The sequence below is a fragment of the uncultured Solobacterium sp. genome (assembly GCF_963550625.1).
Lineage (GTDB): Bacteria > Bacillota_I > Bacilli_A > Erysipelotrichales > Erysipelotrichaceae > Bulleidia.
Window position 1 is genome coordinate 189,209 of the sequence record NZ_CAUVCV010000001.1, and the last position, 26,899, is coordinate 216,107.

Here is a 26,899-nt window from a genome sequence, read left to right on the forward strand (position 1 = left end):
ATGTTAGAAATACGAGAATTAAATTGGCAAGATGCGGATGCTATATACCAAGTGTTAAAAGAAATGCCAAAAGATGAAAATGGATTTATGAATCCATTTTATGGAATTGACAAAGAAACATTCATGCATGAAACAATGCCAAAACTAATTGATATTGCAAATGGCATCAACTTAAAACCAGGATATGTCCCACAGACATACTATTTCCTGTGGGAAGACGAACATATTGTTGGTGTATATAAGTTAAGACATTATCTCAATGAGAGTTTGAAAAATGGGTCTGGACATATTGGTTATGGGATTTTACCTGCATATAGAAATCAAGGTTATGCGAAGAAAGGACTTGCGTTATTGCTAGCTATTGCAAAAGATGTTATTCGAGAAGATGAAGTCTATATGGCTTCTCACAAAGATAATCCAGCCTCCTTGCATGTACAACTCGCTAACGGTGCGTATATTCATCATGAAGATGAAGAGGAAGTATATACAAGAATTCCAATCAAACCAATCAATGCATGTATATGGGATTTGGATGGAACATTATTAGATTCTTATGAGGTTATTTTGGATAGTTTGCAAGCTACAATGATACATTACGGTCATACATATGACCGCGAATATCTTCAAAAGTATGTTACCCTTCATTCTGTGCACCAATTCTTACGTGAATTTGCACAGAGAGAAGGTTTGCAGTTTGAAACGGTTTATCAATATTACACAACTTTACAGGATGCGGGCAATGATAAAGTAAAGCTAATCAAAAATGCAAAGGAAACACTATTTTTTCTACAACGAAAAGGTGTCCGAAATTTTGTATATACACATAAAGACCATACAACACAGCATGTATTAGAAAATTTGGGGATTGCAGATTACATTAGTTACACAATTACAGGTGATGATGGATTTGCAAAAAAACCAGATCCAGAAGGTATTCAGTATCTTATAAATAAATTCAAACTTAATCCAGAGTATTGTACATATATAGGTGATCGAAGGTTGGATGAGGAAGCTGGCAAGAATGCAGGGATTAAAAGAATTTTATACCTGGATGAGAATACCCCAGTTACAGCGCTGTATGAGGATACAATGATTGTGAATAACTTATTGAAGATTGTAGATTTATATGAATAAAGAAATGATTGATTGTGCATTATCTTATTATGATATAAAAGAGTCTTGGTATCACGAAAATTGTTATGCATGCATGAATGATATTAATGAAAGTGTTAATTTAAAACGTACATTTCAAGAACTGCTAGATATTTTGTATGATGATAAAACAAAGAAAATAAATCATTTATGGTCAATGAAAACGACTGAAGATTTATTCCATGAGCCTGTACATCCGTATGTGACTTGCATTGCGCTATTATGTGGATATCAACTGCATCAAAGAAATATGGAAGAACACCACTTTGATGCGCTACAACAATCCATTCACAAAGCAAGAATGAAAGAAGTACTTACAAAGGACATTATCTCGAGAAAATTGGACTCGATACGTATCACACAAATGATCTGGGGAACTTACTTTATCAATGTACGCATAGTGGAAGTTGGGCGACTACAATATGAATATGTAGATCAACAGACAATGCGAATCCATATTCCATCTGATGAGAAACTCGAAATTTCAGAAGTGTTAGATTCAATACATCGCGCAAAGAATGTGATTAAAGATTATTTCAAGATTGATAACTTTCAATATGTTTGTGATTCATGGCTATTAAGCCCTGAGATTCATGAACTCGTTTCAAAGGATTCGAATATTTATCGGTTTTATGAATTATTTGATGTTTCTGAAGGATATGACTGTGTTCAGGATATTTTAGATTTTGTATATCAAATAACAGAATGTGACTTTCATAATTTGAGAGAAGAAACAGCTCTACAGCGTGTTATAAAACAATATTTGTTGGAAGGCAATCAGATACACTTAGGTTTAGGAATTCTTAAATCAAGACAAAAATAAATGTTTGTATAATAAATATTGACCTTCGGTCAAATAAAGAATATAATCGGATTATAATAAGGCACTCGTATAGTAAATGTACGAGTATTCCTGTTTTGACTATTGTATTTCCTTGGAAATGAAAGGGGTAATTATGATATTAGAAGTAAAAGGAATTAAAAAATCCTTCGATAAGAAGGAAATTCTCCATGGAATTAGTTTTACTGTGCAAAGCGGTAAGGCGATGGGTTTTTTAGGGAGAAATGGTGCAGGTAAAACAACAACATTCCGTTGTTTAATGAATGTATTCAAACAAACAGAAGGTGAGTTCTTATTGGATGGTAAACCGTTTGATGTGAACCAAAACCATATTGGTTATCTGCCAGAGGAACGTGGAATGTATGCGAAGGTATCTTTGAAAGATCAATTAGCATACTTTGCGAAGCTAAAAGGGGCAGATAATAAAAAGGCTGCTGAAGAAGCTGAATACTGGATTGATTACTTTGGACTAAAAGATTATACAAATAAGAAGTTAGAAACATTATCAAAAGGTAATCAACAGAAGATTCAGATTGCGCAGGCGTTTATCAATGATCCAGATATTATCATTCTAGATGAACCATTCTCAGGGTTAGACCCTGTTAACGCACAAATTTTCAAAGATGCGATTAAAGAAGCAGTATCAAAAGGTAAACTCGTTATCTTCTCATCTCACCAAATGGCATATGTAGAAGAAATGTGTGACGAAATTACTCTCATTGATCAGGGTAATATCATCATTAGTGGCGATTTAGAAGAGATTAAGAGAAAAGAAGGTGAAGATAAGTTAGTACTTCGCGTTAATTCTGAAGACTCTATTGCTGTAGAAGATGTTTTGCGAAATAAATTTGGGCTGGATTTCCAAAAAGTTAATGATGAGTATCTGATTACAAAGGATGCCCAACATACTTCAAATGAAATTCTGCAAGAATTACTAAATCATGTACATGAAATTATTTCATTCGGACAATATCGCCCTAGTTTACAAGATATCTTCGTAAACAAAGTAGGAGGTGAAGCAAATGCGTAACTTTAGAACTGTATTCGAATTTGAATTTTTCCAACAGATTAAAAAAAGAGTTGTGATTATTTCTACAATTATCTTAGCGATAGTTGCCTTTGGTGGCGCAGCAGCTCCAGCGATTCTAAATCAATTTAAAAAGCAAGCGGAATTTGAAAGTTCTGAGGGTGCTTCATATCTGAACGAATATGTTCCGGGTGGTTATTATGTTCCTAACGAAGAAATCGTTAAAGAACTTCGTATTGAAGAGTCAAGTTTATATCCAACTGAAGATGCTTTAAAAGAAGCGGTAAAGAGCGGTAAAGAAACAAAAGGTTATGCAATCTATGATTATGACCACTACAAGACTTACTTCCATGATAAAGGGTTTGTTAGTGGTATGGATCAAGCACTAAACTCTGTATTAAGAGATCATTTAATCGCACAAAAGTTTAGTGAGAAGGGTATCAGTTATAACGAGTATCAGTCCATGAATAATGTTGAAATTAATGCTGAGGAAGAGGTGCTTGGCCGCGATACATCAACACAATATCTACTTGCGTTTATTTATATTATCACGCTATACTCTGTAATCTTAATGTTCGGTTCTATCGTAGCTACAGCAGTCGCAAGAGAAAAAGATAGCCGAACAATGGAATTGTTGATTACAACGACAAATCCAAAGAATCTGATTATCGGAAAGGTATTAGCAATTACATGTGCTTCTGTCATACAGATGCTTGTTATCGCAAGTTCTGCTGTGATATCCTATTTTATCTTCAGAAATATGTATCCAATGGATATTTTGATGATGACAAAGAAGATGCTGGATTTATCTATGTTAGGGATGTATGTGTTCTACTTCATTCTTGGCTTACTACTGTATATGTTTATCTTTGCGGCTTTAGGCTCAGTAGTATCTCGAATGGAAGATGTAAACAGTGCGATAAGTCCAGTTATGTTCCTGTTTATCACAAGTTATATGATTGCGATGTCTGCTTTACAAGGTGGAGATTCAATTATTCTGAAGATTTCTTCATGGATTCCATTCTTCTCGGTTATGGTAATGCCGATACGTAATGCAATTACAACGGTTGCAGTATATGAAGTGATTGGCTCAACATTATTGACAGTGGTATTTATTTACTTATTTGCAAGACTATCTATTCGTATTTACCGTTGGGGCACATTGAACTATGGTAATAAGCCAAACTTCTTTAAAGTTTGTAAAGAAGTGCTGTTTACGAAAGAATAAGCAATTATATGATTGCATGTATACAAGATGATGCATGTGTGTACATGTCTGAATTATCATTAGAATATAATTTAGGGAGTACATAGTTTATAAATTTGATTCAGTATTTGGAAACTGTCACTAAAAATCACAAATAATATATTATAACTTCGCAAATATGAGTGAATAAAAAATTTCATAAAAATGGTGTTGCTATTATGATTTTTAGAGTATAAATTCATTACTTGGGGGGTACTTAAGAAAATATTAATAAAATTAGTTTTGGAAACTGTAATAAATGAAAACTGATTGAAAAAGTTAGGTGATGCCAAAAAGCTAGTATTAATGGGCTGAAATTTAACTGCCGAAAAAAATGTAGAATACAACAAATTGAATTTATGTAAAAAAGTACAACAGGATATCAAAATTAACTTTGAATCATATATTAAATTGCATTAAAATAGATAGATAAGGGAGGCAAACTTATGAAGATCAAGTTAGCAATGGTTGATACGGATGAGAAGTATTTAAGTAAAATCTCTTCTGTGTTTAATAAGAAGTATCCAAATGAAATTGAGATATACACATTCTCGAAGCGTGATGCATTTATTGAAATTTTCAAGAATCAAAGAATGGATGTCGTTTTAGTAAACGAAGAATTCTTAGGGGATGATTTAAGAAGAGAGAATACACAGGTTGCGTGTTTGACAGAATCATTAGATATTACTGAGGTGAATGGTTTCCCTGCAGTATGTAAATACCAACGTGTCGATCTCATTTGCAAAGAAGTTAAAAGCTTATGTGCTGAACTTGATACAAAGGTTTCATATAGTTTGTCGGGTTCTCAAAGTCCTATTATTTTATTCCATGGAGCGAGCGGTGGTTTAGGTACTTCCACAGCTGCGATTGGATATGCGCTACACATGGTTGAACAGGGACATAAAGTTTTCTATTTAGATTTAGAGAAGAATGGTTATACAAAAGATGTACTTGCACAGGATTCAAACACAACACTTTCAGAAGTGTTGTATGCGATTAAGAGTAATCGCGCAAATTTAAGTCTAAAGTTAGAGGCATATGTATCCAATGATAAGGGTGTTGCGTATTACGCTCCATTTAAGACAATCATGGATTTTAATGAAATGAAGTCTGAAGATGTTAAGACACTATTACACGTCATTTGTAATTCGGGGAATTATGACCGTGTAATCGTAGATACAGATGTATGCTCTGATGAAATTAGAGATACATTATTTGAATTGGCTGATTGTGTAGTGATGGTTGCGGATGGAACTGAAATCGGCAGAAATAAACTACAGAATAAGTTATTTGAATTACAAAATATCAGTGATAACAAAGTTGAGCATCTCATGCGCAAGACAAAGGTTCTTTACTCCAAGTTTGGAAGTCAGTCTAACGCTGCAGAGATGAATGATGTACAGGTTATTGGTTATATCAACAAGGTGAAAGGTGATCATAGAGCACAAGTTGTTTCTTGGGTATCCAAGTTAGATGTATTCGATCACATTCTATAAACAATAAACAATGATTGGGGGATAACGGGAATATGAGAGCGGAAGAACTTGAACAGTTTGTCGAGCGATTAAAAAATGAAGTAATGAATAATTTCCCTTTGAAGGAATTATCAGATAATGAACTGCGCGAAAAGATTGAAAATCTAGTAGAAATCAGACTAGCGAACGTATATGTTTCTATCGAACAACGAGTAGCGATCGCTGAACAAATTTATTCTTCTATCCGTGGATTTGGTTTGTTGGATTCCATCATGACAGATGACAACATTACTGAAGTCATGATTAACGGGCCAAAGAATATTTTCGTCGAAGAAGCAGGTAAGGTAAGAAAGATTGAACGCACCTTTGAAAGTGAACGTAAACTACGTGACGTTATTCAGCGTATCGTTGCACAAGCAGGTCGTGAAGTTACAGAGGCGAACCCTATCGTCGATACACGTTTACCAAATGGTTCACGTGTAAACGTTGTATTACCTCCAATTTCATTAAATGGATCTATCGTAACAATTCGTAAGTTCTCAAAAGAACCGATGACAATGAAGAAATTGATTGAATATGGTTCGTTGAACGAAGGGATTGCAAGTTTATTAGAGTTATTGATTCGAGCACGTTATAACATCTTTGTATGTGGTGGTACTGGTTCAGGTAAGACAACATTCTTGAACGCTCTATCTAACTTCATTCCAAAAGATGAACGTATTATTACAATCGAAGACTCTGCGGAATTGCAGATTGAAGGTGTACAGAACTTAGTTAGTCTAGAAACAAGAAATGCTAACTCATCTGGTGCTGGTGAAGTAAATATCAGAGACTTGATCAAGTCAAGCTTGCGTATGAGACCAGATAGAATCATTGTAGGTGAGGTCCGTGGTGGAGAAGCGCTAGATATGTTACAGGCGATGAATACTGGACATGATGGAAGTTTATCTACAGGTCACGCTAACTCTACTTTCGATATGATGAATCGTTTGGAAACCATGGTGCTACAAGGTGCAGAAGGATTGCCATTAATGGCGATTCGCCAGCAGATTGGTAGTGCATTGGATATTGTGATCCACCTATCTCGTTTACGCGATCATTCTCGTAAGACAATGGAAATTACAGAGGTTTTAGGTGTAAATGCAAATGGGGAATATATGTTAAACCCAATCTTCACGTTCGTAGAAGGTGAAGGAACTTCAGCAGAACATGTTGTGGGTGAACTAAAACGTACTAAGAATAAATTTGTTAAGACTAAGAAGTTCCAGCTGGCCGGAATTAAACTGCCTGCTTTATTGGAGGTAGATGATGAAACCGCTGTTTAACTTTAAGAAAAAAGAAGAAAAACCAAAAGAACAGCCAAAGGCAAAAGTAAAGAAGCCTGCTGTCGAGAAGGAACCGCAGTACTATCGCTCAAAGACAAACATACAGACATTAAATTATAAAGTTTATTACATGACAAAGAAGGAAACGATTCTGTATATATTACTTGGGTTTGTAGTAGGTGGCCTTGCAGGCTATGCCTTCTTTGGTGGCCAGTTTAAAGATGAATTTGGTGTAGCAACAAAACTAACATTGATTGTTGATATTCTGTTATTTGTTGTGTTTGGTACATTGGCAGCACGTTTCTACTTGCCAATTCGTACAAAGCAGCTCTGTGAAAATCGTAAGCGTCAATTGACATTACAATTTAGAGATATGCTTGAAGCATTAACAACATCGCTAAATGCCGGTAAAAACGTAACGGATGCATTTAAGAGTTCATATGCCGATTTGGGAAATCAGTATGAATCTGGTGCGATGATCATGAATGAATTAGAAGTGATTAATACAGGGCTGATTAACGGTATTACATTAGAAGAATTACTAAAAGACTTCGCTGATCGAAGTGGTATTGATGATATTGCGGACTTTACGAATGTATTTGAAATCTGTTACCGCAAGGGTGGTAACATCAAGGAAGTTATTCGTAATACTTACGATGTCATTAGTGACAAGATTACGGTTCGAGAAGATATTATCACAATGTATGCTGGTACAAAGATTGAGTTGAATATGATGCTTGTACTTCCGTTAGCAATGATTGTTATTATGAAGCTTACAAGTACAGATTTCGCAAATAACTACGCTTCTGTTTCTGGTCTTGTATCAGAGATTGTCGGAATTACGATTGTCATCGTAGCGTACATGATGGCGAAGAAGATTGTAGATATTAAGATTTAATGATGGAGGGAATATGGGGTTTTTTACAATAACTGATATTGTCGTCATTGCGATAGGCATCCTATTTCTTCTGTTCTATATATATCTTTATTTCAAGGGGAAGAAAGATGCAGCGTTATTTGCAACTTTAGGAGATGAAGATTATCCAATGCATGAATTGTATTTTGTGGGATATGCATTGGTGAATATGTTGGGGCTAGACTTCCGTCGCAAGGAAGATAGAGAAGCTAGAAAACAGATCGCGATTTTATATGGCGAGAAATATATTGATTACTACTTGAGAGTGTCATATGCACAGCGTTTTACAATGATGTTGACGCTAATGACATTCGCGATGCCGCTATATTGCTTTACTAGAAGTTTATCCATGTTCTTATTGTGCATGGTTATAGGCGGTGTAGCATTCTACTACTATGGAACGGTAATGAAAGAAAAAATCCAGAAGCGCTCAGATGAGATGCTGGATGAATTTACCGAAGTTATATCAAAGCTGGCGTTACTAGTTAACGCAGGTATGACGCTTCATGAAGCTTGGGAAAAGGTAGCAAACTCTAATGAGGGTGTCCTTTACGGAGAAATGAAGATTAGTGTTGATAACATGAATAACGGCATACCGGAAGTAGATGCTTTATATGAGTTCGGACAACGCTCCATGGTACAGGAGGTAAAGAAGTTTATCTCCACCATTGTTCAGGGTTTAACAAAAGGTAACAAAGATTTAACGATGATGTTAATCCAACAGAGTAAAGAACAATGGAAATTAAAACAGCAGTATCTTCGCCGTAAAGGCGAAGCTGCAAATAGTAAATTGCTGTTGCCAATGCTATTGATATTCATTGCAATATTAATAATGGTAGTGGTACCGATTTTCAGCAATATTGGATTGTGAGTCTAATGAAAGGAGAAGGAAGACATGATGGATTTGATTAATGTTACTTTAATCAGAGCTAAAAACGCATTTGACTCTTTTATGAAAGAAGAGAAGGGTGCTGTTGACTTAGTTGTAATCGTTGTTTTGATTGCAATCGCTCTGGTATTAGCAGCGTTATTTAGAAAACAAATTGGTGCATTGTTAGATAGCTTATTCGAAACAATGAACGAAAAAGCTAAAGAAGCTGTTCAGTAAAACTGCTTTACACATGCCCGTCTAAACACAGGCGGGCTTCTATAGAGTTTAGCAGCACTTAGAAGGAGGAATTTCGATGTACAAAACATTAAAATCCGAAAAGGGATCGATGTCTCTTGTAGAGGCTACAATTGTATTTCCTATTGTCTTTATTGTGGTCTTTATGATGATAGTGCTGGGAAATATATATTACATTCATTCACGTATACAGTTTGAGATTGTGCATGCTGCGATTGATGCAGCATCTGCTGCAGAAAATCCAATGCAGGTAAAGATACTTAAAGATGGTGGTATTCCATCAGAGATTGGAGATAAGGCAGCCATTAAGCCATACAGACACATCCTTTCTGGACATGGAAACGAAGTAGCACAAGAGATGGAAGACTTATTGATTAGTAGAATTAGTAATATCAAAGAATATTCCATTATCAAGAGTATCGCTCCTGATGCAATTGATCCTGATGTGGCATATGAAAATTCAATTATTATGTCTCAAATCAAAGTTAGCTATGATTACAACATTCCAATGCCAATTAAATATCCATTCTCAAACAAAACATTGAAAGTTCATTATTATGATGAATATACAATTCTTGTAGGAGATCCGGCAGAGTTTGTTAGAAACATGTCAATGTTCATTGACTTGTTAGAGCGTAATCAAAAAGTTATGGAATTTGCTGATAAGATTAGTAATGTAGCGGATAAAATAGGGAAGTTTATAAATTAAACGGTGAGTACAATGAAAATATTTAGAAAAAAGAAAAAAGATGGATTAAGAAAAGGTGCTATTACAGTCTTTTTGACAGTAATCTTGGTGCCATGTCTTGTGTTCGCTAGTGTATTCACAGACTTAAGTAGAGTAGAACTTGCGAAAGCGCGTGCTGTTTCTGCTGCTGATCTATCCTTAAATACTATACTTGCTCACTACGACCCAGAATTGAAAGAATTTTATGGAATGATGTCGTCTGTTCAATCTCCGGAAGAATTTATGAAGCGAGCAGAGAAATACTTTGTAGGGATGCTTAAACAAAGTGGAGTAGATGATGCTCAATCTGCACTCTTTATAGATGCAGTCAGAAATTTGATTAATGGCGAACAAGGAAAAACATCAAATTTTTTGAAGATGTCGTTTGAAGAAGAACCGACAATTTCAGCTGCTGAGAATGGAAAGTTAACCAATCCAGTACTAATCGAAGATCAAATTGTAGAATTCATGAAGTATCGTGGAATTCCGGTCATTGTTCAAAAATTACTAGAACGATTTAAGGTTTTTGGCAATCAAACAAATGAGGTTAAAAAGGCAGAGGAATATGAGCCGACAGCAAATGCAAAACAAGAGTATGCAAAAGCTGAAGGTGAGTTAATGGAGGCAATCTTTAATACTTATTTTGTTCTCTTTAAATATCAGCAGGTTGTTAAGGATTATGAGAATTTCTTTGGTATATCTGGGAATGAACTTGCAAGTCATTTTGAATCGTTAGAGTCTGATGTTAAGAAAATCTGGAATGACTACAAGAAGGCAAACGAACTTGCAATATTAAGATATATTGCAGCAGATGATATTAAAGAGTTAAAGTTTAGACCAAATACAAAATTAGAAATGAAAACTGACGAGGAGAAAGAGGTCAAGGATTCAATCGCGTCGGAAGAAGAAGGGAAGTATTATTTAACCCAAGATATTTACGATGATCTTATTAGAGAGTTTGATGAAGCATATCAAAAAGTTACACAAACAGCTCAGCAAATTCGTGATAAGATGCGTCCAATTAATGAACAGTTGCCAAGTGATAGTGATGTAAATGAAGTTATCTATGCAATTGAAGTTCAGAGAGCATTGCAAGTTGGTGGCAAAACATTGGATGAAGATCTTGAAACCCAGGTTAAAGATTTGGTTGAAGTTACGAAGAAAATGGAGGTTATTCAAGATTTTACAGTACAAGAAGGTGAGACTCTACCAAGCGATTGGAAAACGCAAGCTAAAAAGAGAAGAAAGAATGGAAAGCAGTTCTTACGGACATTAACTGACGGCAACGATGAATATCAAACGTTAACTTCCAGATATATGAATCTTGTAGGTGGACGAGATGCAGTTAATAAAGTAAAGAAAAGATTATACACCTTTACTTCAGAATACATGGGTACTGATGTTACATTAGATGTATTTACACATGAGATTAGCGAACGCTATTCTAAAGAAATTGCAAATCTAACGACAATGATTGATTATCTTACTGTTGTAATCAATGGCGGAGATATAACAATCGATGGTAAATATAAGAATTTAAAAGAGCTTCAAAAACTTAGAGAACTAGTTGAAAAATATGTGAACACTAAGAATGATTGGAGTAATAAAGCCCATGGAATTCCAAATAATGAACATGGCCAAAAGGATGTTAAAGAAATAGAAGGGATTGCAGATAAAGAAAAAAATGATCCAAAATCTCCGGAAGCACAGATAGCTGCACTTGAAAAGAGTATTACAATAGAAGCATTAAATGAGCTAAAGCAAAGATTGCAGAATACACGCTCTCTTCTTGAAAATGCAAAAAATGCATTAGAGAAACAAACGTTTGGTGATATAAAACTAGCAGATGTCTCTACAGGTGAAATGTTAATTAGCACGACGAAATCATATGTAGCTAATGATATCAAAAAGATAACAATGTCAATTTCATCTGGTAAAGAATATGCAAATCCATATAACGATCAGCTGGTTAAACCTTCCGAAGGTGAATTATATAAGAAGAAAGATATTAGTCGAAAGGTAAATGGAAATGATCCAAATTTAGACAATGTCAATCCAACTGATCATATCCCTCCACTTTATGCTGCATTAAAAAAACATTTCGGTGATCCTACAGCAACAGAACAAAAGGTAGATCAATATAAGAAACAGAATGACGAATTTACAAAACAAGGTGATGAAAAAAAGAAGAGTGCTCTTAGATATGACTCTTATTTAGTTGATCCAGGAACTGGAACACTTCCTGCTGTTGGAAGTAGTGGAGGTATGCTATCACAGTTAAAAGAACTTGCTGAATTAATTGGGAAAGTAGCTAATGGAGATATTACTGAAGTTGCTACAGATGCTCGAGATAAGTTATTTGTAATAGAATATATTATGGATATGTTCTCACATGCAACATATAGTAATGAGGCTTGGTATAAGCGCGAAGAAAAGGCCAATGGTTCATTATTACATGCAGATAATTGGGATGCATTAAAAGATAAATATTCAAGTGCATTCAAGGAATTAAATCTATTTGAGTACACAGATAATGTTTCTCTAACAAATCAATTGATTTCTAATGAGAAGAATGCATTATACTTAGCAGAAGTAGAATATTGTCTGTATGGTAAGGCTACTTTAAAAGAAAATTTAGAAGCTTCATTTGGTGATATATTTAAAATAAGATTTGCAAGTAATACATTATCTGGTTTTATTAATTTCTGGAGAATTACAGATAAAGCAAACGGAACTGCAATTGCAATCGAAACAATATCAGATGCAATACAAGCAGCTACTGTGGGTATTATTCCTGCACCACTTACTAAAGCAATTTTGATATTAGCATTAGCAACTATTGAAAGTGCAAATGATTTGGAAGTAATTAAAAAAGGATTACCAGTAACATTCTATAAATTAAAATACGATAGTTGGAAGTTTGCACTTGATTTAAATGGTAATGATAACGGAAGCATTAAAGGAGATGACGGAGAAGACCATAAACCAGAGGATCCACATGGATTGTATTATTCTGACTATATGTACGCCTTCCTTGTAAAACAAGCTTTAGGAAATTCATCTTATACAACACTGCTAAATAGAGTAGGTAAATTAGTTGAAGGAAATATGAAATTGCAGACAGGCAAAGACTGGAAACTTGATAATTGTATAGTATATTACCAATTAGAGGGAGAAGTTAAAGTTGATCCATTAATGTTAACGCTACCACTAATTCAGTCTTTTGATGCTAATGGTCGTAGTGCAAAAGATGTAATTAAAACATCGGAATGGGCTAAATTTAAAATCAAGCAGACAAAGGGTTATTCATAAGAAGGAGAAATATTATGAACAAGAAATTATTATCAGGATTATGTGCTGGACTAATGCTAGTAGGTTTAGTAGGTTGTGGACCTAAGGAACCAAAACAAGACACTACAACAAGTACGTCCACAAACGAAACAAAGGAAACAGAAAATAACACAGCTACAACAAACAACTCTGAAGTAACTGAGAAGAATTTCAAAGATTTCCCAGAGACAGATGAAAAGTACTTCACTTATGAAGAATGGCAAGAAGGTTATGCTATTTATGGTTGTAGTTCAGAAGATAAAGTTATCAATGTACCAAAAACCATTAATGGAAAACCAGTCATTGCGATTGCAGAGCGTGGCTTAGCAAATAAACAAACTTGCGAGGCAATCGTATTACCAGATACAGTTAGGGTTATCTCTAAATCTGCATTTACTCTTGATGTAAATCTAAAATTTATCCATTTAGGTAGTTCTTTAGAACGTATAGGTGATAATGCATTCAACGGATGCAATTCCCTAGAATTCGTTAAGTTCCCAGAGGGAATGCAGGAAATTGGAATTAATGTATTTGCAAATACAAAAGTAATTAAATATATAGAAATTCCTGCAAGTGTAACAGAAATCACGGATGTATTTTACTTTACAGCAAGTGCTAATCCAGATGTCGAGATTCGTACACCTAAGGGATCAAAGGCAGAAGAAGTAGCGAATAGTTTAGGACTCAAAGTAGTAAATGACTAGGTTTAATTATTAATTTACAGAAAGGATGGCAATATGATGAAAAAAGATAGTAGAAGAGGTACGGTGATTATTGAGGCAAGTATTTCACTTATGATTTTTATGTTATCAATATATGCTATCCTTTCCGTTATTCGTTTAGCATATACACAAGAAAGAGTCGCAATAGCTGCAGATATTTCCGCGAAAGAGATTTCTGAGTATTCTCACATTATCTATGCTACAGGAATAGAAGGAAAGTTTAGTGGTAAGGACGGTGGCTCTTCAAAGGTAGCAAACTTTTTATCAAACGATACTATTGTGGATGGATTAAAAAAAATATCTAAAGCGTTAAATGGAAATGAGTCTACTTTGGGTAAGTTGACAGGACAAGCTGCTGACTTATTGGGTAGTTTAAAGCATGATAGTATAAGTGGAACGGGAATAAATTATCTTGGAGATGTATTGTCTGCAGCACTAATTAAACTAAATTTGAAGACAGATCAAATGGATGCGAACACATTCATGCAGATGTATCATATTAAGAATTTGGATACATCGAAGTCTAGCATTATTAACGATGGTAATCAAGAAGGTAATAGTGGGAAAGTTCTAATTGTAGTTAGATATACAATTGAATTACCAATTTTCAAGTTCTTTAATCTAGAAATAAAAAAAGGTATTGATTGTGTGAATTTTTCTTATACAGAAGTGTGGGGGTAAGTAATATGGATATGATAACTAAGGTAATTGGCCTCATTATTTTGTCAGTAGGTTTATGTTTCCTATTTCTGTATGTATCAAAATCTGAAAAGTATGATGAGAACGAGAAGTATGTAGAAGATAAGATGAATCAGATTATTACAAAAATCACGGATTCATTTGATATTAAACTATTATCTGTGAAATTCTGCTTGGATATTGTAATTGCATGCATGTTATTACTGTTTTACCAGAATACATTTTTAGATAGTTTAAATACGATGGTATTAGTAAATGCTTTGTTTGTTATTACTCTTTACGATTTAAAGTATCACATTATTCCAAATCGAGCATTGATTACTTTACTTGGTATTAAAGTAATAGTTGTACTATTAACTATTTTTACAGCAAAAGAAATATCTGCTCTGTTTCTCCTTATAGATATGTTGATTGCTGGATTGGCATTCTTGCTCATAGGCGTAGTTTGTCGGTTTATGAATAAGAATGCAATCGGAATGGGTGACGTTAAGTTACTCAGTGTGATTGGTATTGTTTTAGGTGTAAATGATAGTTTCCATATGGTTATAACAGGTATGGTATGTATCTTCTTTGTATCTGTTATTGGACTATTTTTAAAGAAGTTAACTCGTGATAGTGAGTTACCTTTAGCACCGTTTATTTTCGCTGGTTTAATTATTTCCGCTATTTCAATGGGGGTATAGAATGAAGAAAGAAATATTGATACCTTTGGGAATCGTACTTATTTCTATTGCGAGTATTTACTCGCTAGTGAATACAAATTTAACTACTAAGCAAGAATATGAGCAACATATAACACTTGCTAGACAAGCTAGTAAAAACGGTACGATTAAGAAGGCTGTAAAAGAATATAAAGAAGCCATGGATATCAAACCTTCATTAGATATTCAGTTGGAAATTTGCGATGCATATAAAGCAAATGATGACTTGCGTGCTGCCGAAAGATGGTACGAAAGAGAAGTAATCTCTGCTTATCCATTAGAACCAAAAGCGTATGAATATGGTTTACAACTATATATTGAGAAAAAGAAGTTTGGTGACGCGTTTAGTTTGTATGAGTCTTTCCAAAAGAGAAACTTAAAGTCTGAAGCAGTGGATAAAATCATGGCTGAGATTAAGTATGTGTATAAACTAATTGGTAATTTTGAAGATGTGAAGGCATTTTCTGATAAACAGAAATTAGCACCGGTTAAGCAAGGTGAAACATGGTCATATGTTGATCAAAGCGGATATGCAAGTGGTATATCAAACATGTATACAGAAGCTGAGGAGTTCTTTAGTGATATAGCAGCTGTTGTAAAAAATGATAAACCAATGTACATCAATGCAAAGGGTGATGTAATTCTTACTCCTGAATATTTATATGATGCTAATTCTGATTTGAAGAAAATTACACAATTTAAAGAGCAGATTGGTAATGTCATATTGGCATATGATGGATCAAAATGGGCATATTACGATGCGACATCTTATAAGAAGATTAGTGAGAACTATAAGGATGCAACAATCATTACAAATGGTGTTGGTGGAGCAACTAAAAATGGTGGCTATTGGGCGCTGTTAGATAGTAAAGCAAATCCAATTACTGATGAGAAGTTTGATTCCATCGTTGTTGATGAGCGAGGTGTTCCTTGCAGAAATGATTCACTAATTGTTCAAAAGGATCTTCGTTACATCCTTGTAAATAAGAAGGGCGAACAAATATCAGATCAAGTCTATGAAGATGCTAAGGGATTCAATGATACAACGCTTGCAGCTGTTAAGAAGGGCAAGAAGTGGATATTTATTGATCCTACTGGAAAAGAAGTTGATCTTGGTGATTTTGAAGAAGTAAGTTCATTTAGCGGTGGACTTGCGGCAGTTAAGAAAAATGGGAAATGGGGATATATTGATATGACAGGTAAAATTGTCATTCCATGTGCCTTCGCGGATGCAAGGTTAATTTCCGAAAGTGGAATCGGCTTTGTAAAGAACGACAATGGTCGTTGGCAGTTATTACAGTTGATTAGACTAAATCATGATTGAGAGGGTAGATAGTATGTTTAACTTAGATAGTAGAATTTCTTATGAAAATGATGCATCAGCTTCCTATTTGAACTATAAAATGCTCAAGGAGGAGGAACTGGATCGTGTTGGTCTAGGTATGTTGCAAAACAACAATATTGAGGGTATCGTTCCAATTACTTTCTCACAGTTTAATCTAGACCGTAAGTTAGTATTTAATATCTCAGCACAGGTAACCTTAGAGGACATGCTAGAACGTCCAATTTACCGTAAAAAATTATTGACGATATTTTCATGCATGGTAAAAACATTATTATCTGCAAATGAATATTTGCTTGAATTAAATGAGTTTGTGTTCAATACACAATATATCTTCTGTGATGTAAGTGAAGGTACTGCTAAGTTCATGTATCTTCCAGTCGTAAATGATGAAAAGCCAAATTTACATGACTTCTTCCAGAAGATTATGTTACGTGTTCAACTAGATGAGCAGGAAGATAAGCAATATTATTATGAAATTATGCAGTATCTTGCAAAGGCTGATTTCAATTTAGGTTCATTTGATGAGTTAATTGATACACTACGTAAACAAGAAGTTTCCAATAAGAAGGTGGTATCTGATATACATACAAATGGACAGGCAGATCATCTATATGAACAACCATCTATTACAGAGCCTGCTGTACAACATACAGTTGCTCAGCCTGTAGTGAAGGAAGTTGAAGCAGTGAAACAAGAAAAGCCAGCAAAGAAGGGTTCTTTCTTCGATATTTTCAAGCCTAAGAAAAAGGAAGTAGAAACAAAGAACAATTTCTTTACACCAGCTGAAAAGAAGGCTGAAGCTCCAGTTGCCAAAGAAAATTATGCATTTGATATTCCAGGTATCGATAAACCTGCCACTTCACATGCTACAAGTTTTGCGGCACCAAATGAAAAACCAGCAGAACTAGTTGCTACACCGGTAGCTCCAGTAGCAAAAACTGAAGTAGCTTCTGGTGTTCCTTCCTTTAATACTGTTGCTGTTAACCAAAACATGCATGGTGAAACAGTAGACTTACAGCATGCAATCGGTGGTGGTGCAGCAAACGGAGAAACAACAGTACTGAGTCAAGCAATGCAGGAAGAAATGATGATTAATCCTCGTTTGATTCGTGTCAAGAATAACGATATTATCCGTCTTGATAAGAAGTCTTTACGTCTTGGAAAAGAGAAGAGCTACGTGGATTACTTTATCGGTGATAATACTGCAATTAGTAGAAGTCATGCTGATTTTATCGTAGAAAATGGTCATTACTATGTTGTGGACAAGAATTCTACAAACCATACATATGTAAATGATGAAATGATTACAAGTAATATTAAAGTTGAAATTAAAGACGGAGATGTTATTCGTCTAGCGAATGAGAAGTTTGCATTCAAGACAAGATAGGCCAGGGAAGATAATATGGATTTTATCGTTTCTGGAGCGACGGATATCGGTAACGTAAAAAAGACAAATCAAGATAGTTATAACGTTAAAGTTATTTCTACACCTATGGGAAAGATGGTCTTTGCAATTGTTTGTGATGGTATGGGCGGACTTTCCATGGGAGAGCTTGCAAGTGCTACCGTCGTACATGATTTTAATCAATGGGTATTCAACAGATTACCGATGATTACTGCTGAAAAAAAGATCAGTGAACGTACAATTCGAGAGGATTGGGAGAATCTGATTATTGCATCAAATGAAAAGATTTCTGCATTTGGCAAGCAACAAGGGTTTGCAATTGGAACCACACTAACTGCGATGTTATTGACACAGGATAGTTTATACATTGTTAATGTGGGTGATACACGTGCATATCAATTAACTGATAAAATTGTAAGACTTACAGATGATCAAACACTTGTAGCAAAAGAAGTTAGAGATGGAAAGATAACGGAAGAAGAAGCAGAAGCTGATACAAGAAGAGCAGTGCTCTTGCAAGGTATTGGTGTTACACCACATCTTTATCCACAGTTCTTTAGTGGTAGTGTGGTGAAAGATGCAGTTTATATGTTATGTACAGACGGCTTCCGTCATGTTGTAAAAGAAAATGAGATTTTCGCTGCTTTAAATCCAACAAAGATGGTTAATGCAGCAGATATGACCGCAAATATTAAGGGGTTAATCAATTTGAATAAGCAGCGTCAGGAAAGGGACAATATTACTTGCGCGGCAATTCGTACATTTTGATAGGGGATTAGTATGTTAAAAGAGAATGAATTGCTCGAAGGGAAATATCGTATCCTACGTAAAATCGGGCAAGGTGGAATGAGTGTTGTTTGGCTTGCGCTAAATGAAAGAGCCAATAAAACATGGGCAATTAAAGAGGTTCGTAAGGATGGTGTTATCAACTTTGAGGCTGTACGACAGGGACTAGTTGGCGAGACAGATATCTTAAAAGTTTTAAAACATCCGAGTTTGCCATCCATCATCGATGTAATTGATACAGATGATAGTTTGATTATTGTAATGGATTATATTGAAGGCAATAATCTAGACAAAATATTGAGTGAATTTGGCGCTCAGTCACAAGAGAATGTTGTGAATTGGGCGCTACAGTTATGTGATGTATTGGGTTATTTACATACACGTAAGCCTCCAATCATCTACCGTGATATGAAGCCGGCAAACGTTATGTTAAAACCAGACGGTAAGATTTCGCTAATTGACTTTGGTACCGCAAGAGAGTTCAAGGAAAAAAATTTAGCAGATACAACCTGTCTTGGTACGGTTGGCTATGCAGCACCAGAGCAATTTGGTGGTATTGGGCAAACTGATGCAAGAACAGATATATACTGCTTAGGCGCAACACTATATCACGTAATAACTGGAAAAAATCCTAGTGAACCACCATATGAGATGGTTCCAATAAGACAAATTAATCCAAAACTATCAAAGGGATTGGAAGATATCATTCTCAAATGTACAGAAAAGGATCCTGCGAAACGTTATCAAAGCACGTCAGAGTTGACATATGCACTTGAACACTATCAGGATCAAGATGAGGGTTTACATAAACAATATAAAAAGAAGTTAGGAGTATTTATCCTAACAGCAGTACTTGCAGTTGTGATGTTTATTGCCGCAGGAGCTGCTAAATTCTTAGAAATGTCACAGTCAGAAGCAGTTTATCAATCATATATGAACCAGGCAGACTTAAGTTCTGACTATGCGGATAAGATTAAGGATTACATATCTGCCTTACAGGTAAGCGGATATGAGGATAAAAAGGAACCGTATATCAAAATCATGCAAGCATATAAGATGAATGATTCGGTATTTACGGTTGCGGAAGCAAAAGAAATTGAGAAGTTGATTACTTTGAATAGAGAAAAACTTGAAAAGACAGATAACTATGTAGATATCTGCTTTGAGGCAGGAAAACTCTATTGGTATTACTTCGATTACGGAAATGGTGCAGATAACCAGATAACTCGTGCAAAGAGTGCGGTTGTTTGGTTTAAAGAAGTACTTCAACATGCTTCTGAGGATTATGAAAATATCGGTATGGCAAAAACATATGCCGAGATTGGTGAGTTCTATAGAGATATTGCTACACAGATTACTGAAGCAAATGATACTGGCAAATATAAGCCATTCTATGAAAGCTTGCATACACTTTTAACAGAGGTTGTACCAAATGAATCAGAAGCAGAAATTGTTCGATTAGAACTAGCTGAAATGGTTCGTAATACAATTCAACAGTATGCAACAAAATTAAAAGTTGATGGTATTGAACAGAAAGAACTAAATTCTGATTTAGATTTGATTCAGAAATTTGTATCAAGTATCAAAACAACTACAGAATTAACAGAGAACATGCGTATTCAAACGATGCAGTCGATTGAAGATACTAGACAAACAGTAAAAGTAGCATATGAGAGCGGTGGAGGTGAACGATGAATATTGATTTCTTACGTACAATATCAGTCAGTTTGTTCATTATTGGTATCGTTCTACTACTCATTGCTATCTTGCTCTTTATCCGCTGGAAAGTTCCGTTCTTAATTGCGGAGGTTTCGGGTGCTAACTCTCGAAAAGAGATTGCACGAATTCAACGTGATAGTGAAGAGGGAAGGCATACTTCTGGTATGCATATGACTGCAAAGATTGTTACTCAGATGATACCAACTCTCGATGCAGAAGAAACGACGGTCTTAACAGAAGCTTCTTCTAGTAGAGAGAGTGGGAAGACAAGTTCCCTAGATGATATTGGAAGTGAAACAACAGTACTGACAGAAAGTGTTATTCAAGATAACACCCAAAGCAATATACAGAATAGTATTAAACAAGAGTTTAGAGTTGAGTACGAAATAGGCTTTTCTGAAGGAAAAGGCATTATTGAGTAAAGGGAAGAGGAATGAAATATGTTTTTTAAGAGATTAAAGTGCTTAATATTTTCTGCAATTTTATTTATCACATTGATTCCAATACAAGTTTCAGCAGAAGAAACGAATATTGGGTTACCACCAGTAGGTGATGTTTCGGTTGATTTTGTGGTCAATGGTGGTATGAATGGTAAAATACAGGTTGATTCTACAGATTTAGATTTTGGTGATTCACATAAATATACATATCATACTACATTGGGTTTAGACGTTCTTTTTAAAGTTATACCTAACCCACACTACCATATAAAAGAAGTACTTATCAATGATGTTCCACAGGCCCCTTCAGCTACTAATGAATACTTAATTGAACATATTGATAAACAATATACAGTGAAAGTGACTTATGAGAAAGATAATTATACAGTAAGTTTAGTACAGCCGACAGATGGCGGAAAGATTGTCTTTGATAATGGTGGAAAAGGGAATGCAAGTTTTGATTATGAAAGTTCAGTGGCAGTGAAGTTCAAGCCGAACTCAGATTATAAACTAGATAAAATTTTCTATATAGAGGATGATGGCACTAAACATGATTTAGATTTAGATAATAATCCAAATTTTAAAGACTTATCAAATAATGTCTATTTATGGACTATAGAAAATATTGATAGAAATATTGAAGTTCATGCTGAGTTTTCACCTATTTCAAAACTACCTTTTAACGCAATTACAATTGTTGCCCCGGAAGATTACGCAACTGAAGAAGATAAGATTATTTTTGCTAATCAGCCAGTAACAATCCAGGTTAATAGAGATAAAATTCAAAATTTGCCAGAAGGTAAGGATGTATACATTGAAGTAATATATATGAATAATAATTATATGAATAATAATACTTCTGAAGGCACAAATAGCATTGAATTAACTGAAGGTGGAACTATTAAAGAGATTAAACTATATCTAGAGCCTAAGAGTTCAAGAAAAAGGAATAGCATAGCGTATAAGGTCGATATTGGTCAGCAAATTAAACTTGTGAAGGAAGGAAATAGACCGGATTTAAATATAGGGAATCTTGATAGTAACAAGGCTTATAATGAAAATATCCAACTAATTGCAAGAGTTAATAATGCTAAGGAAGGTGATCTGTCAGGTTTAAAGCGTATTACTTATTGGTTTGATTCTGAAGAGCCAAATGGCGATGCAAATGTTATATTTGAAACAAATGCGACAAGTTTTACGGATGAAGAAAAAAATAGTGCACCAAATGATTACCCATTTACTATAAATGCAGTTAAAAATAACGGGGCTAAAAAACTATATGTTAAAGCAGAATTCCTAAGTGGTAAGTCCACAATCGTATCTAAGGATATCGACATCGATACTGTAGCTCCAAAGGTTAATCTTGTATATGACAACAATAATGCACAAAATGATAAGTATTTCAACAAGGAACGTACAGCTACTTTAACTGTAACTGAGCGTACTGATCACTTTAATAAGAATGTCGCTAAAAATCAAATACAAATTAGTCAAGTAGATGGTAAGGGTGAGGTGATTACTGAGCCACAATACACAATTGGTGAATGGAATACAACACTAGGGGATACACCTGATGAAGATAAGCATACAATTGAAATTAAATATACAGGTGATGCAGTTTATAAATTTGATTTCGAATATACAGATACTGCAGGTAATAAAAATGAGCCAATTAACACAGATGAACAAAAGGCTGCATTTACCTTCGTAGTAGATAAGAATAAGCCAACTGCTACAATTGAAGCCACTTCTGATATTAAGGCAGATAATGGTTCCTTCATAAAGGAGAGTTGGTCTGGATTACAGAGTGAGTTGACTTTAGGTTATTTTGCAAAGAAAAATATAACTTTCAAACTAAGTGCTAATGATGAAACATCTGCTATTGCAAATATTTATTACTATGCAAAAAAATATTCAAATGATGAACCAAATTCAAAGATTTTAACTGAGGCTGAACTTGCAAGAGTATCTGATTGGCAAGAAGGTGATTCCTTTGAATTAACAGAAGAAGGAACATACGTTGTATATGTGAAGGCTGTAGATAAGGCTGGTAACGTAACTTATGTAAGTTCATCTGGTTTAATCGTCGATGAACAAAAACCTTCAATTAAATCAACAGTTCCTTCTATCACAATCAATCCGGAGGCTTCTCTAAACACAGTTTACAATGGTGATGTAAAAGTAAATGTACATGTATCTGAGCCTATTACAAATAATTCTTATTCTGGTTTAAAGAAGATTAGTTATGTTGTAAGAAATATGGGAACTCAAACACAAGGACAAGATGATGGTGTATTATTTGAGGCTGAAACATTAGAGACATTGAAACTTGGAGATTTGATTGCAAGTAAGGATGTTAATTTTGTAGTATCTAGCCAATTAAATAATAGTAACGAAGTTGAAATTGAAGTTACAGTTGTAGATAATGCAGGGAATATTTCTGTTAAGAAACAAACCATTCAGATTGATACAACTGCACCAGTTATCAGTATTGCATATGACAATAATAATGCTAGTGATGGTAAGTACTTCAATGCACCACGTACAGCTACTGTTACTGTATATGAGCGTAACTTTAACGCGGATTACATTGAGATGCAACTGAAAGCTCTTGCTGGAAGTGCAATCCAGATTTCTGATTGGACACATACAGCAGGAACAGGCAATGGTGATGATGCTAAACATACAGCAACCATCAACTATACTGTAGATGATGATTATACATTCTCTATCAAGGGTAGAGATACTGCAGGTAATGTATTCCAAGGCAATCCATATGTTGATGGAACAGTCGCAAGTGAAGAGTTTACAATTGACCAAGTACGTCCAACAATTTCTGTATCATATGACAACAACAATGCTAGAAATGGCAACTACTATAACGCAGCTAGAACTGCGACAATTACTATTGTTGAACGTAACTTCGATCCACAGAGAGTAACTGCAACGATTGCAAACGTAAGTGGTACAAATGGAGCACCAGCTCTTAGTGCTTGGACTGATAATGGGGATTCTCATACAGCTACGATTACATATTCTACTGATGGACAGTATCAATTTGATATTGATGTACAAGATAGAGCTGGAAACGCAGCTACAGACTATCCAAGAGATGAGTTCTTCATCGACTTAACAAAACCTCAATTAGAAATTAGAGATATTGTGGATCAATCCGCAAATAAGGGTAGAGTTGCTCCTGTAATTCAGTATTCTGACGCTAACTTTGATCCTTCTACTGTTGAGATTACACTTACAGGTGCGATGAGAGGTCGTGTTGAGAATAAGGGCTTCTATACTGAAATTCAAAATGGTCAAATTTATACATACTATGATTTCGCAAATGTGAAAGAAGAAGATGATATTTACACATTAACAGCGAAGATTACTGACAAGGCTGGCAATACTGAAGAAAAGCAAATTACATTCTCGGTAAACCGCTTTGGTTCTACATATGGATTTGATGAGAATACAAAGGCAATTGCGGGTAAGTATGTACGTGAAGTTGGTGATATTGTCATCTATGAAACAAATGTTGACCCAGTAGACAATGTGAAGATTACATTATTCAAGAATAATAAGACAGTTGTTCTTGAAAAGGGTAAGGATTATCAAGTGACAATTGAAGGTGGAAACGGAAAGTGGTACCACTACACATATAGAATTAATCGTTCACTATTTACAGATGACGCTGTATATTCCATCACACTTTATTCTGAAGACAAGGCTGGTAATGTATCTGAGAATACTTTAGATACAAAGAAGATGAACCTACGTTTCGGTGTCGATAAGACAACACCAAGTGTTACATTCAAGAATATCGACAAGAATAAGGTATATGTTGGTGAAAAGTATAAAGCAGAAATCAAGTTAGCTGATAACTTGGCTCTTTCTAAGGCTGAAATCTATCTAGATGGCAAACTAGTTGCGACTTTAGATCAAGCACAAATAGAAGAACTCATCAAGAATGGTGGAGACTATGCATTAGAAATTGATAGTGCCGACTATGCTAGAAATGTGAAGATTGTTCTAACTGACGCAGCTGGTAATAAAATTGAAGAAGAAATTGATAACTTCTTCGTTACAACAAATCTATGGGTTCGTTTTGTAAACAATAGACCTGTATTTGCTGGGACTTTAGCTACACTTCTTTCTGGATTTGCAATATTCTTCTTTATCCTCTGGAAGCGCAGAAAGAAAGAAGAGGAAAAGTAAGTTTCAATAGAAACACAATAAAAGGATGACGGTAATAATCGTCATCCTTTTACTTATATGTTGTAGGTGATAAAGGCCTCGTATCTTTTAGAAATTAGGCATCTGATCTAGAGAAACCATTCTTCATGCCCATGCTTGCAGTGTAGAGTACTTTATCTAATAGGTCATTTGTATGTTGTCTTGCCATATCTGCGATTTCTTGGTTCGCTGTTTGGCATAGTATAACAGGGTCTACATTCTGATTGAATGCAGAATCATACTTCTTGATAATTTGATGACCCTTTGTTTGTACAGCATTTTGATAACGCTCAATAGCAGAACTTGTAGCACTGTAATGTGCATCCGCTAGAGCGCCGATAATACGGTTAGCCCAATAGAAGTTATCTGTTGTAACAGTTTTATCTGTATTTGCTGTATAGACAGGTGTTTCATCAATATTTACATAGAATGGTACAAATGCATTGAATGTATTAGAGCCATAGGCAATCCATTCGATAGAACGAATTTCTTCAGGAGCGTATGGACGAATCTGCACGCATGCTAGGAAGTTATTGCGGTTAATACCAATCGGTCTAAAGGAGCCACGTAGTGAGGGATCACCATGCTTTCCGTATGGGTCATATGCTGTACCTTGATAGTGGTGAGATAATACGTACTTTACATCCTCAACTGAAATCTTCTGTTCTGGCACAAAGCTCCAAGGAATGTTATCGGAATCAGGACGATAATCTGCCTTAGGACCATCCCAACGATAGGAAGTTGGGTTAAAGTAGCGTCCAATAATCCAAGCGCGTGGTGTGTTGTATACATGGTCTGCATCTGAATGTGAACCAAAGGCATAGCGTGGATTAAACTTCTTATTATCTTGGTTAAGGTTTAGATGATTCTTCTCGATAAATTCTACTAAGTCACTAGAACATAGGTGTTCTTTTTGCTTACCGAAAGCATCCTTTAAATCAAAGCTATCAATACCTTGTTGGTTAGGCATTACAACATATTCATCATCTTTGACACGCTTTGCAATCCAATGATGGCCACCGATTGTTTCTAGCCACCAGATTTCATCAACATCCTGGAAGGCAATACCGTTCATTTCGTATGTACCATATTTCTCTAAGATTTCTCCAAGACGAAGAACACCTTCACGAGCACTCTTGATATAAGGAAGTACTAGTGTAACAATATCTTCTTCTCCAATACCACCAACAACTTCTGGGATATAAACTTCATCACCTTTTTTGCCTTGTGCAGGGATGTATTCTACCAATGGGTCTGCCGCAAGAACACGTTCATTTGAAGTGATTGTCTCTGTCGCTGTCATAGAAACATTTAATTCATTGACACCTGCGGCACCCCAGATACCTTTATCATTTAATGCATCTGGCATGCAGGTATAACGCATAGGATTCTTTGGCAGAGGGATTTCTACGTGAGATAAAACAGATTTATATACTTCTGGTTGTTCGCTAGGATGAACAACAATGAATTTTTTAGGAGTAAATTCACCAGCTCCTGAATCTTCGTTTCGTGCAACTAAAGTTGAACCATCATAACTAGCTTTTTTACCGACGAGTAATGTTGTACATGGCATATTTGTAATCTCCAATCTATTCTTGTGTTAATCATAGCACTATGTAGCTAAGTTAATAAAAAATTTACTTCAATTTTATAAAAGGATACTATATGATATCCATGCGAAAAGTGA

Annotated in this window: 21 protein-coding genes; 20 read left to right on the plus strand and 1 reads right to left on the minus strand. The window is 35.1% G+C overall.

The genetic code is table 11. The features are described from left to right. The 20 genes from RYK16_RS00965 to RYK16_RS01060 all read left to right on the plus strand — a co-directional run bounded on the left by RYK16_RS00965 (position 1) and on the right by RYK16_RS01060 (position 25,194). Positions 1 to 1,134, plus strand: a complete 1,134-nt coding sequence (locus tag RYK16_RS00965; RefSeq protein WP_314850196.1) for an HAD-IA family hydrolase — start codon at positions 1 to 3, stop codon at positions 1,132 to 1,134. Continuing rightward, positions 1,127 to 1,975: a hypothetical protein gene (locus RYK16_RS00970; RefSeq protein WP_314850197.1), complete on the plus strand. Its 849-nt coding sequence runs from the start codon at positions 1,127 to 1,129 to the stop codon at positions 1,973 to 1,975. Before RYK16_RS00965 ends, RYK16_RS00970 begins: the two co-directional genes overlap by 8 nt. 133 nt (positions 1,976 to 2,108) lie before the next feature. Beyond that, positions 2,109 to 3,023 carry an ATP-binding cassette domain-containing protein gene (locus tag RYK16_RS00975; protein ID WP_314850198.1) on the plus strand — a complete coding sequence of 305 codons (915 nt, stop codon included), beginning with the start codon at positions 2,109 to 2,111 and terminating at the stop codon, positions 3,021 to 3,023. After that, positions 3,016 to 4,248: an ABC transporter permease gene (locus RYK16_RS00980; RefSeq protein ID WP_314850199.1), complete on the plus strand. Its 1,233-nt coding sequence runs from the start codon at positions 3,016 to 3,018 to the stop codon at positions 4,246 to 4,248. The genes RYK16_RS00975 and RYK16_RS00980 overlap by 8 nt, the downstream gene beginning before the upstream one ends. A 464-nt stretch (positions 4,249 to 4,712) precedes the next feature. Further along, positions 4,713 to 5,762 (plus strand): hypothetical protein, encoded by a 1,050-nt coding sequence (locus tag RYK16_RS00985; RefSeq protein ID WP_314850200.1) that lies wholly within the window; start codon positions 4,713 to 4,715, stop codon positions 5,760 to 5,762. 32 nt (positions 5,763 to 5,794) lie between these two features. Further along, the gene (locus RYK16_RS00990; RefSeq protein ID WP_298663790.1) at positions 5,795 to 7,066 is read left to right on the plus strand and encodes a CpaF family protein; all 1,272 of its coding nucleotides are present in this window, start codon (positions 5,795 to 5,797) and stop codon (positions 7,064 to 7,066) included. Further along, a complete protein-coding gene (locus tag RYK16_RS00995) occupies positions 7,047 to 7,964 on the plus strand; it encodes a type II secretion system F family protein (RefSeq protein WP_314850201.1) in 918 nt (305 codons plus the stop codon). Before RYK16_RS00990 ends, RYK16_RS00995 begins: the two co-directional genes overlap by 20 nt. Positions 7,965 to 7,977: 13 nt before the next feature. After that, the gene (locus RYK16_RS01000; RefSeq protein ID WP_314850202.1) at positions 7,978 to 8,853 is read left to right on the plus strand and encodes a type II secretion system F family protein; all 876 of its coding nucleotides are present in this window, start codon (positions 7,978 to 7,980) and stop codon (positions 8,851 to 8,853) included. Positions 8,854 to 8,877: 24 nt separating this feature from the next. Then, on the plus strand, positions 8,878 to 9,090 hold the full coding sequence (locus RYK16_RS01005; protein WP_314850203.1) for a Flp1 family type IVb pilin: 213 nt from the start codon (positions 8,878 to 8,880) through the stop codon (positions 9,088 to 9,090). Positions 9,091 to 9,166: 76 nt separating this feature from the next. Next, positions 9,167 to 9,817, plus strand: coding sequence for a pilus assembly protein (locus RYK16_RS01010; RefSeq protein WP_314850204.1), 651 nt, complete (start codon positions 9,167 to 9,169; stop codon positions 9,815 to 9,817). 12 nt (positions 9,818 to 9,829) lie between these two features. Then, positions 9,830 to 13,147, plus strand: a complete 3,318-nt coding sequence (locus RYK16_RS01015; protein WP_314850205.1) for a DUF5702 domain-containing protein — start codon at positions 9,830 to 9,832, stop codon at positions 13,145 to 13,147. A 14-nt stretch (positions 13,148 to 13,161) separates the two neighbouring features. Continuing rightward, complete coding sequence (locus RYK16_RS01020) at positions 13,162 to 13,869, plus strand: leucine-rich repeat domain-containing protein (RefSeq protein WP_314850206.1); 708 nt, start codon at positions 13,162 to 13,164, stop codon at positions 13,867 to 13,869. Between the two features lie 36 nt (positions 13,870 to 13,905). Continuing rightward, positions 13,906 to 14,568 (plus strand): hypothetical protein, encoded by a 663-nt coding sequence (locus RYK16_RS01025; protein ID WP_314850207.1) that lies wholly within the window; start codon positions 13,906 to 13,908, stop codon positions 14,566 to 14,568. Between the two features lie 5 nt (positions 14,569 to 14,573). After that, on the plus strand, positions 14,574 to 15,269 hold the full coding sequence (locus RYK16_RS01030) for an A24 family peptidase (protein ID WP_314850208.1): 696 nt from the start codon (positions 14,574 to 14,576) through the stop codon (positions 15,267 to 15,269). A gap of 1 nt (position 15,270) precedes the next feature. Beyond that, a complete protein-coding gene (locus tag RYK16_RS01035) occupies positions 15,271 to 16,611 on the plus strand; it encodes a WG repeat-containing protein (RefSeq protein ID WP_314850209.1) in 1,341 nt (446 codons plus the stop codon). Between the two features lie 13 nt (positions 16,612 to 16,624). Continuing rightward, on the plus strand, positions 16,625 to 18,019 hold the full coding sequence (locus tag RYK16_RS01040; RefSeq protein WP_314850210.1) for a DUF6382 domain-containing protein: 1,395 nt from the start codon (positions 16,625 to 16,627) through the stop codon (positions 18,017 to 18,019). Between the two features lie 15 nt (positions 18,020 to 18,034). Then, positions 18,035 to 18,805 (plus strand): protein phosphatase 2C domain-containing protein, encoded by a 771-nt coding sequence (locus RYK16_RS01045; protein WP_314850211.1) that lies wholly within the window; start codon positions 18,035 to 18,037, stop codon positions 18,803 to 18,805. Between the two features lie 12 nt (positions 18,806 to 18,817). Next, complete coding sequence (locus RYK16_RS01050) at positions 18,818 to 20,518, plus strand: serine/threonine-protein kinase (RefSeq protein WP_298663767.1); 1,701 nt, start codon at positions 18,818 to 18,820, stop codon at positions 20,516 to 20,518. After that, on the plus strand, positions 20,515 to 20,964 hold the full coding sequence (locus tag RYK16_RS01055; protein WP_314850212.1) for a hypothetical protein: 450 nt from the start codon (positions 20,515 to 20,517) through the stop codon (positions 20,962 to 20,964). The genes RYK16_RS01050 and RYK16_RS01055 overlap by 4 nt, the downstream gene beginning before the upstream one ends. 18 nt (positions 20,965 to 20,982) lie before the next feature. After that, positions 20,983 to 25,194 (plus strand): Ig-like domain repeat protein, encoded by a 4,212-nt coding sequence (locus RYK16_RS01060; RefSeq protein WP_314850213.1) that lies wholly within the window; start codon positions 20,983 to 20,985, stop codon positions 25,192 to 25,194. Positions 25,195 to 25,288: 94 nt separating this feature from the next. Here the strand turns inward: RYK16_RS01060 and RYK16_RS01065 are convergent, their stop codons facing one another. Next, complete coding sequence (locus tag RYK16_RS01065) at positions 25,289 to 26,785, minus strand: C69 family dipeptidase (protein ID WP_314850214.1); 1,497 nt, start codon at positions 26,783 to 26,785, stop codon at positions 25,289 to 25,291. Between the last annotated feature and the right edge of the window lie 114 nt (positions 26,786 to 26,899).

Bases quoted from the DNA above. Each gene is read 5' to 3' on its own strand.
- RYK16_RS00965 (WP_314850196.1), top strand. From the start codon at position 1: ATGTTAGAAATACGAGAATTAAATTGGCAAGATGCGGATGCTATATAC.
- RYK16_RS00970 (WP_314850197.1), top strand. From the start codon at position 1,127: ATGAATAAAGAAATGATTGATTGTGCATTATCTTATTATGATATAAAA.
- RYK16_RS00975 (WP_314850198.1), top strand. From the start codon at position 2,109: ATGATATTAGAAGTAAAAGGAATTAAAAAATCCTTCGATAAGAAGGAA.
- RYK16_RS00980 (WP_314850199.1), top strand. From the start codon at position 3,016: ATGCGTAACTTTAGAACTGTATTCGAATTTGAATTTTTCCAACAGATT.
- RYK16_RS00985 (WP_314850200.1), top strand. From the start codon at position 4,713: ATGAAGATCAAGTTAGCAATGGTTGATACGGATGAGAAGTATTTAAGT.
- RYK16_RS00990 (WP_298663790.1), top strand. From the start codon at position 5,795: ATGAGAGCGGAAGAACTTGAACAGTTTGTCGAGCGATTAAAAAATGAA.
- RYK16_RS00995 (WP_314850201.1), top strand. From the start codon at position 7,047: ATGATGAAACCGCTGTTTAACTTTAAGAAAAAAGAAGAAAAACCAAAA.
- RYK16_RS01000 (WP_314850202.1), top strand. From the start codon at position 7,978: ATGGGGTTTTTTACAATAACTGATATTGTCGTCATTGCGATAGGCATC.
- RYK16_RS01005 (WP_314850203.1), top strand. From the start codon at position 8,878: ATGATGGATTTGATTAATGTTACTTTAATCAGAGCTAAAAACGCATTT.
- RYK16_RS01010 (WP_314850204.1), top strand. From the start codon at position 9,167: ATGTACAAAACATTAAAATCCGAAAAGGGATCGATGTCTCTTGTAGAG.
- RYK16_RS01015 (WP_314850205.1), top strand. From the start codon at position 9,830: ATGAAAATATTTAGAAAAAAGAAAAAAGATGGATTAAGAAAAGGTGCT.
- RYK16_RS01020 (WP_314850206.1), top strand. From the start codon at position 13,162: ATGAACAAGAAATTATTATCAGGATTATGTGCTGGACTAATGCTAGTA.
- RYK16_RS01025 (WP_314850207.1), top strand. From the start codon at position 13,906: ATGAAAAAAGATAGTAGAAGAGGTACGGTGATTATTGAGGCAAGTATT.
- RYK16_RS01030 (WP_314850208.1), top strand. From the start codon at position 14,574: ATGGATATGATAACTAAGGTAATTGGCCTCATTATTTTGTCAGTAGGT.
- RYK16_RS01035 (WP_314850209.1), top strand. From the start codon at position 15,271: ATGAAGAAAGAAATATTGATACCTTTGGGAATCGTACTTATTTCTATT.
- RYK16_RS01040 (WP_314850210.1), top strand. From the start codon at position 16,625: ATGTTTAACTTAGATAGTAGAATTTCTTATGAAAATGATGCATCAGCT.
- RYK16_RS01045 (WP_314850211.1), top strand. From the start codon at position 18,035: ATGGATTTTATCGTTTCTGGAGCGACGGATATCGGTAACGTAAAAAAG.
- RYK16_RS01050 (WP_298663767.1), top strand. From the start codon at position 18,818: ATGTTAAAAGAGAATGAATTGCTCGAAGGGAAATATCGTATCCTACGT.
- RYK16_RS01055 (WP_314850212.1), top strand. From the start codon at position 20,515: ATGAATATTGATTTCTTACGTACAATATCAGTCAGTTTGTTCATTATT.
- RYK16_RS01060 (WP_314850213.1), top strand. From the start codon at position 20,983: ATGTTTTTTAAGAGATTAAAGTGCTTAATATTTTCTGCAATTTTATTT.
- RYK16_RS01065 (WP_314850214.1), bottom strand. From the start codon at position 26,785: ATGCCATGTACAACATTACTCGTCGGTAAAAAAGCTAGTTATGATGGT.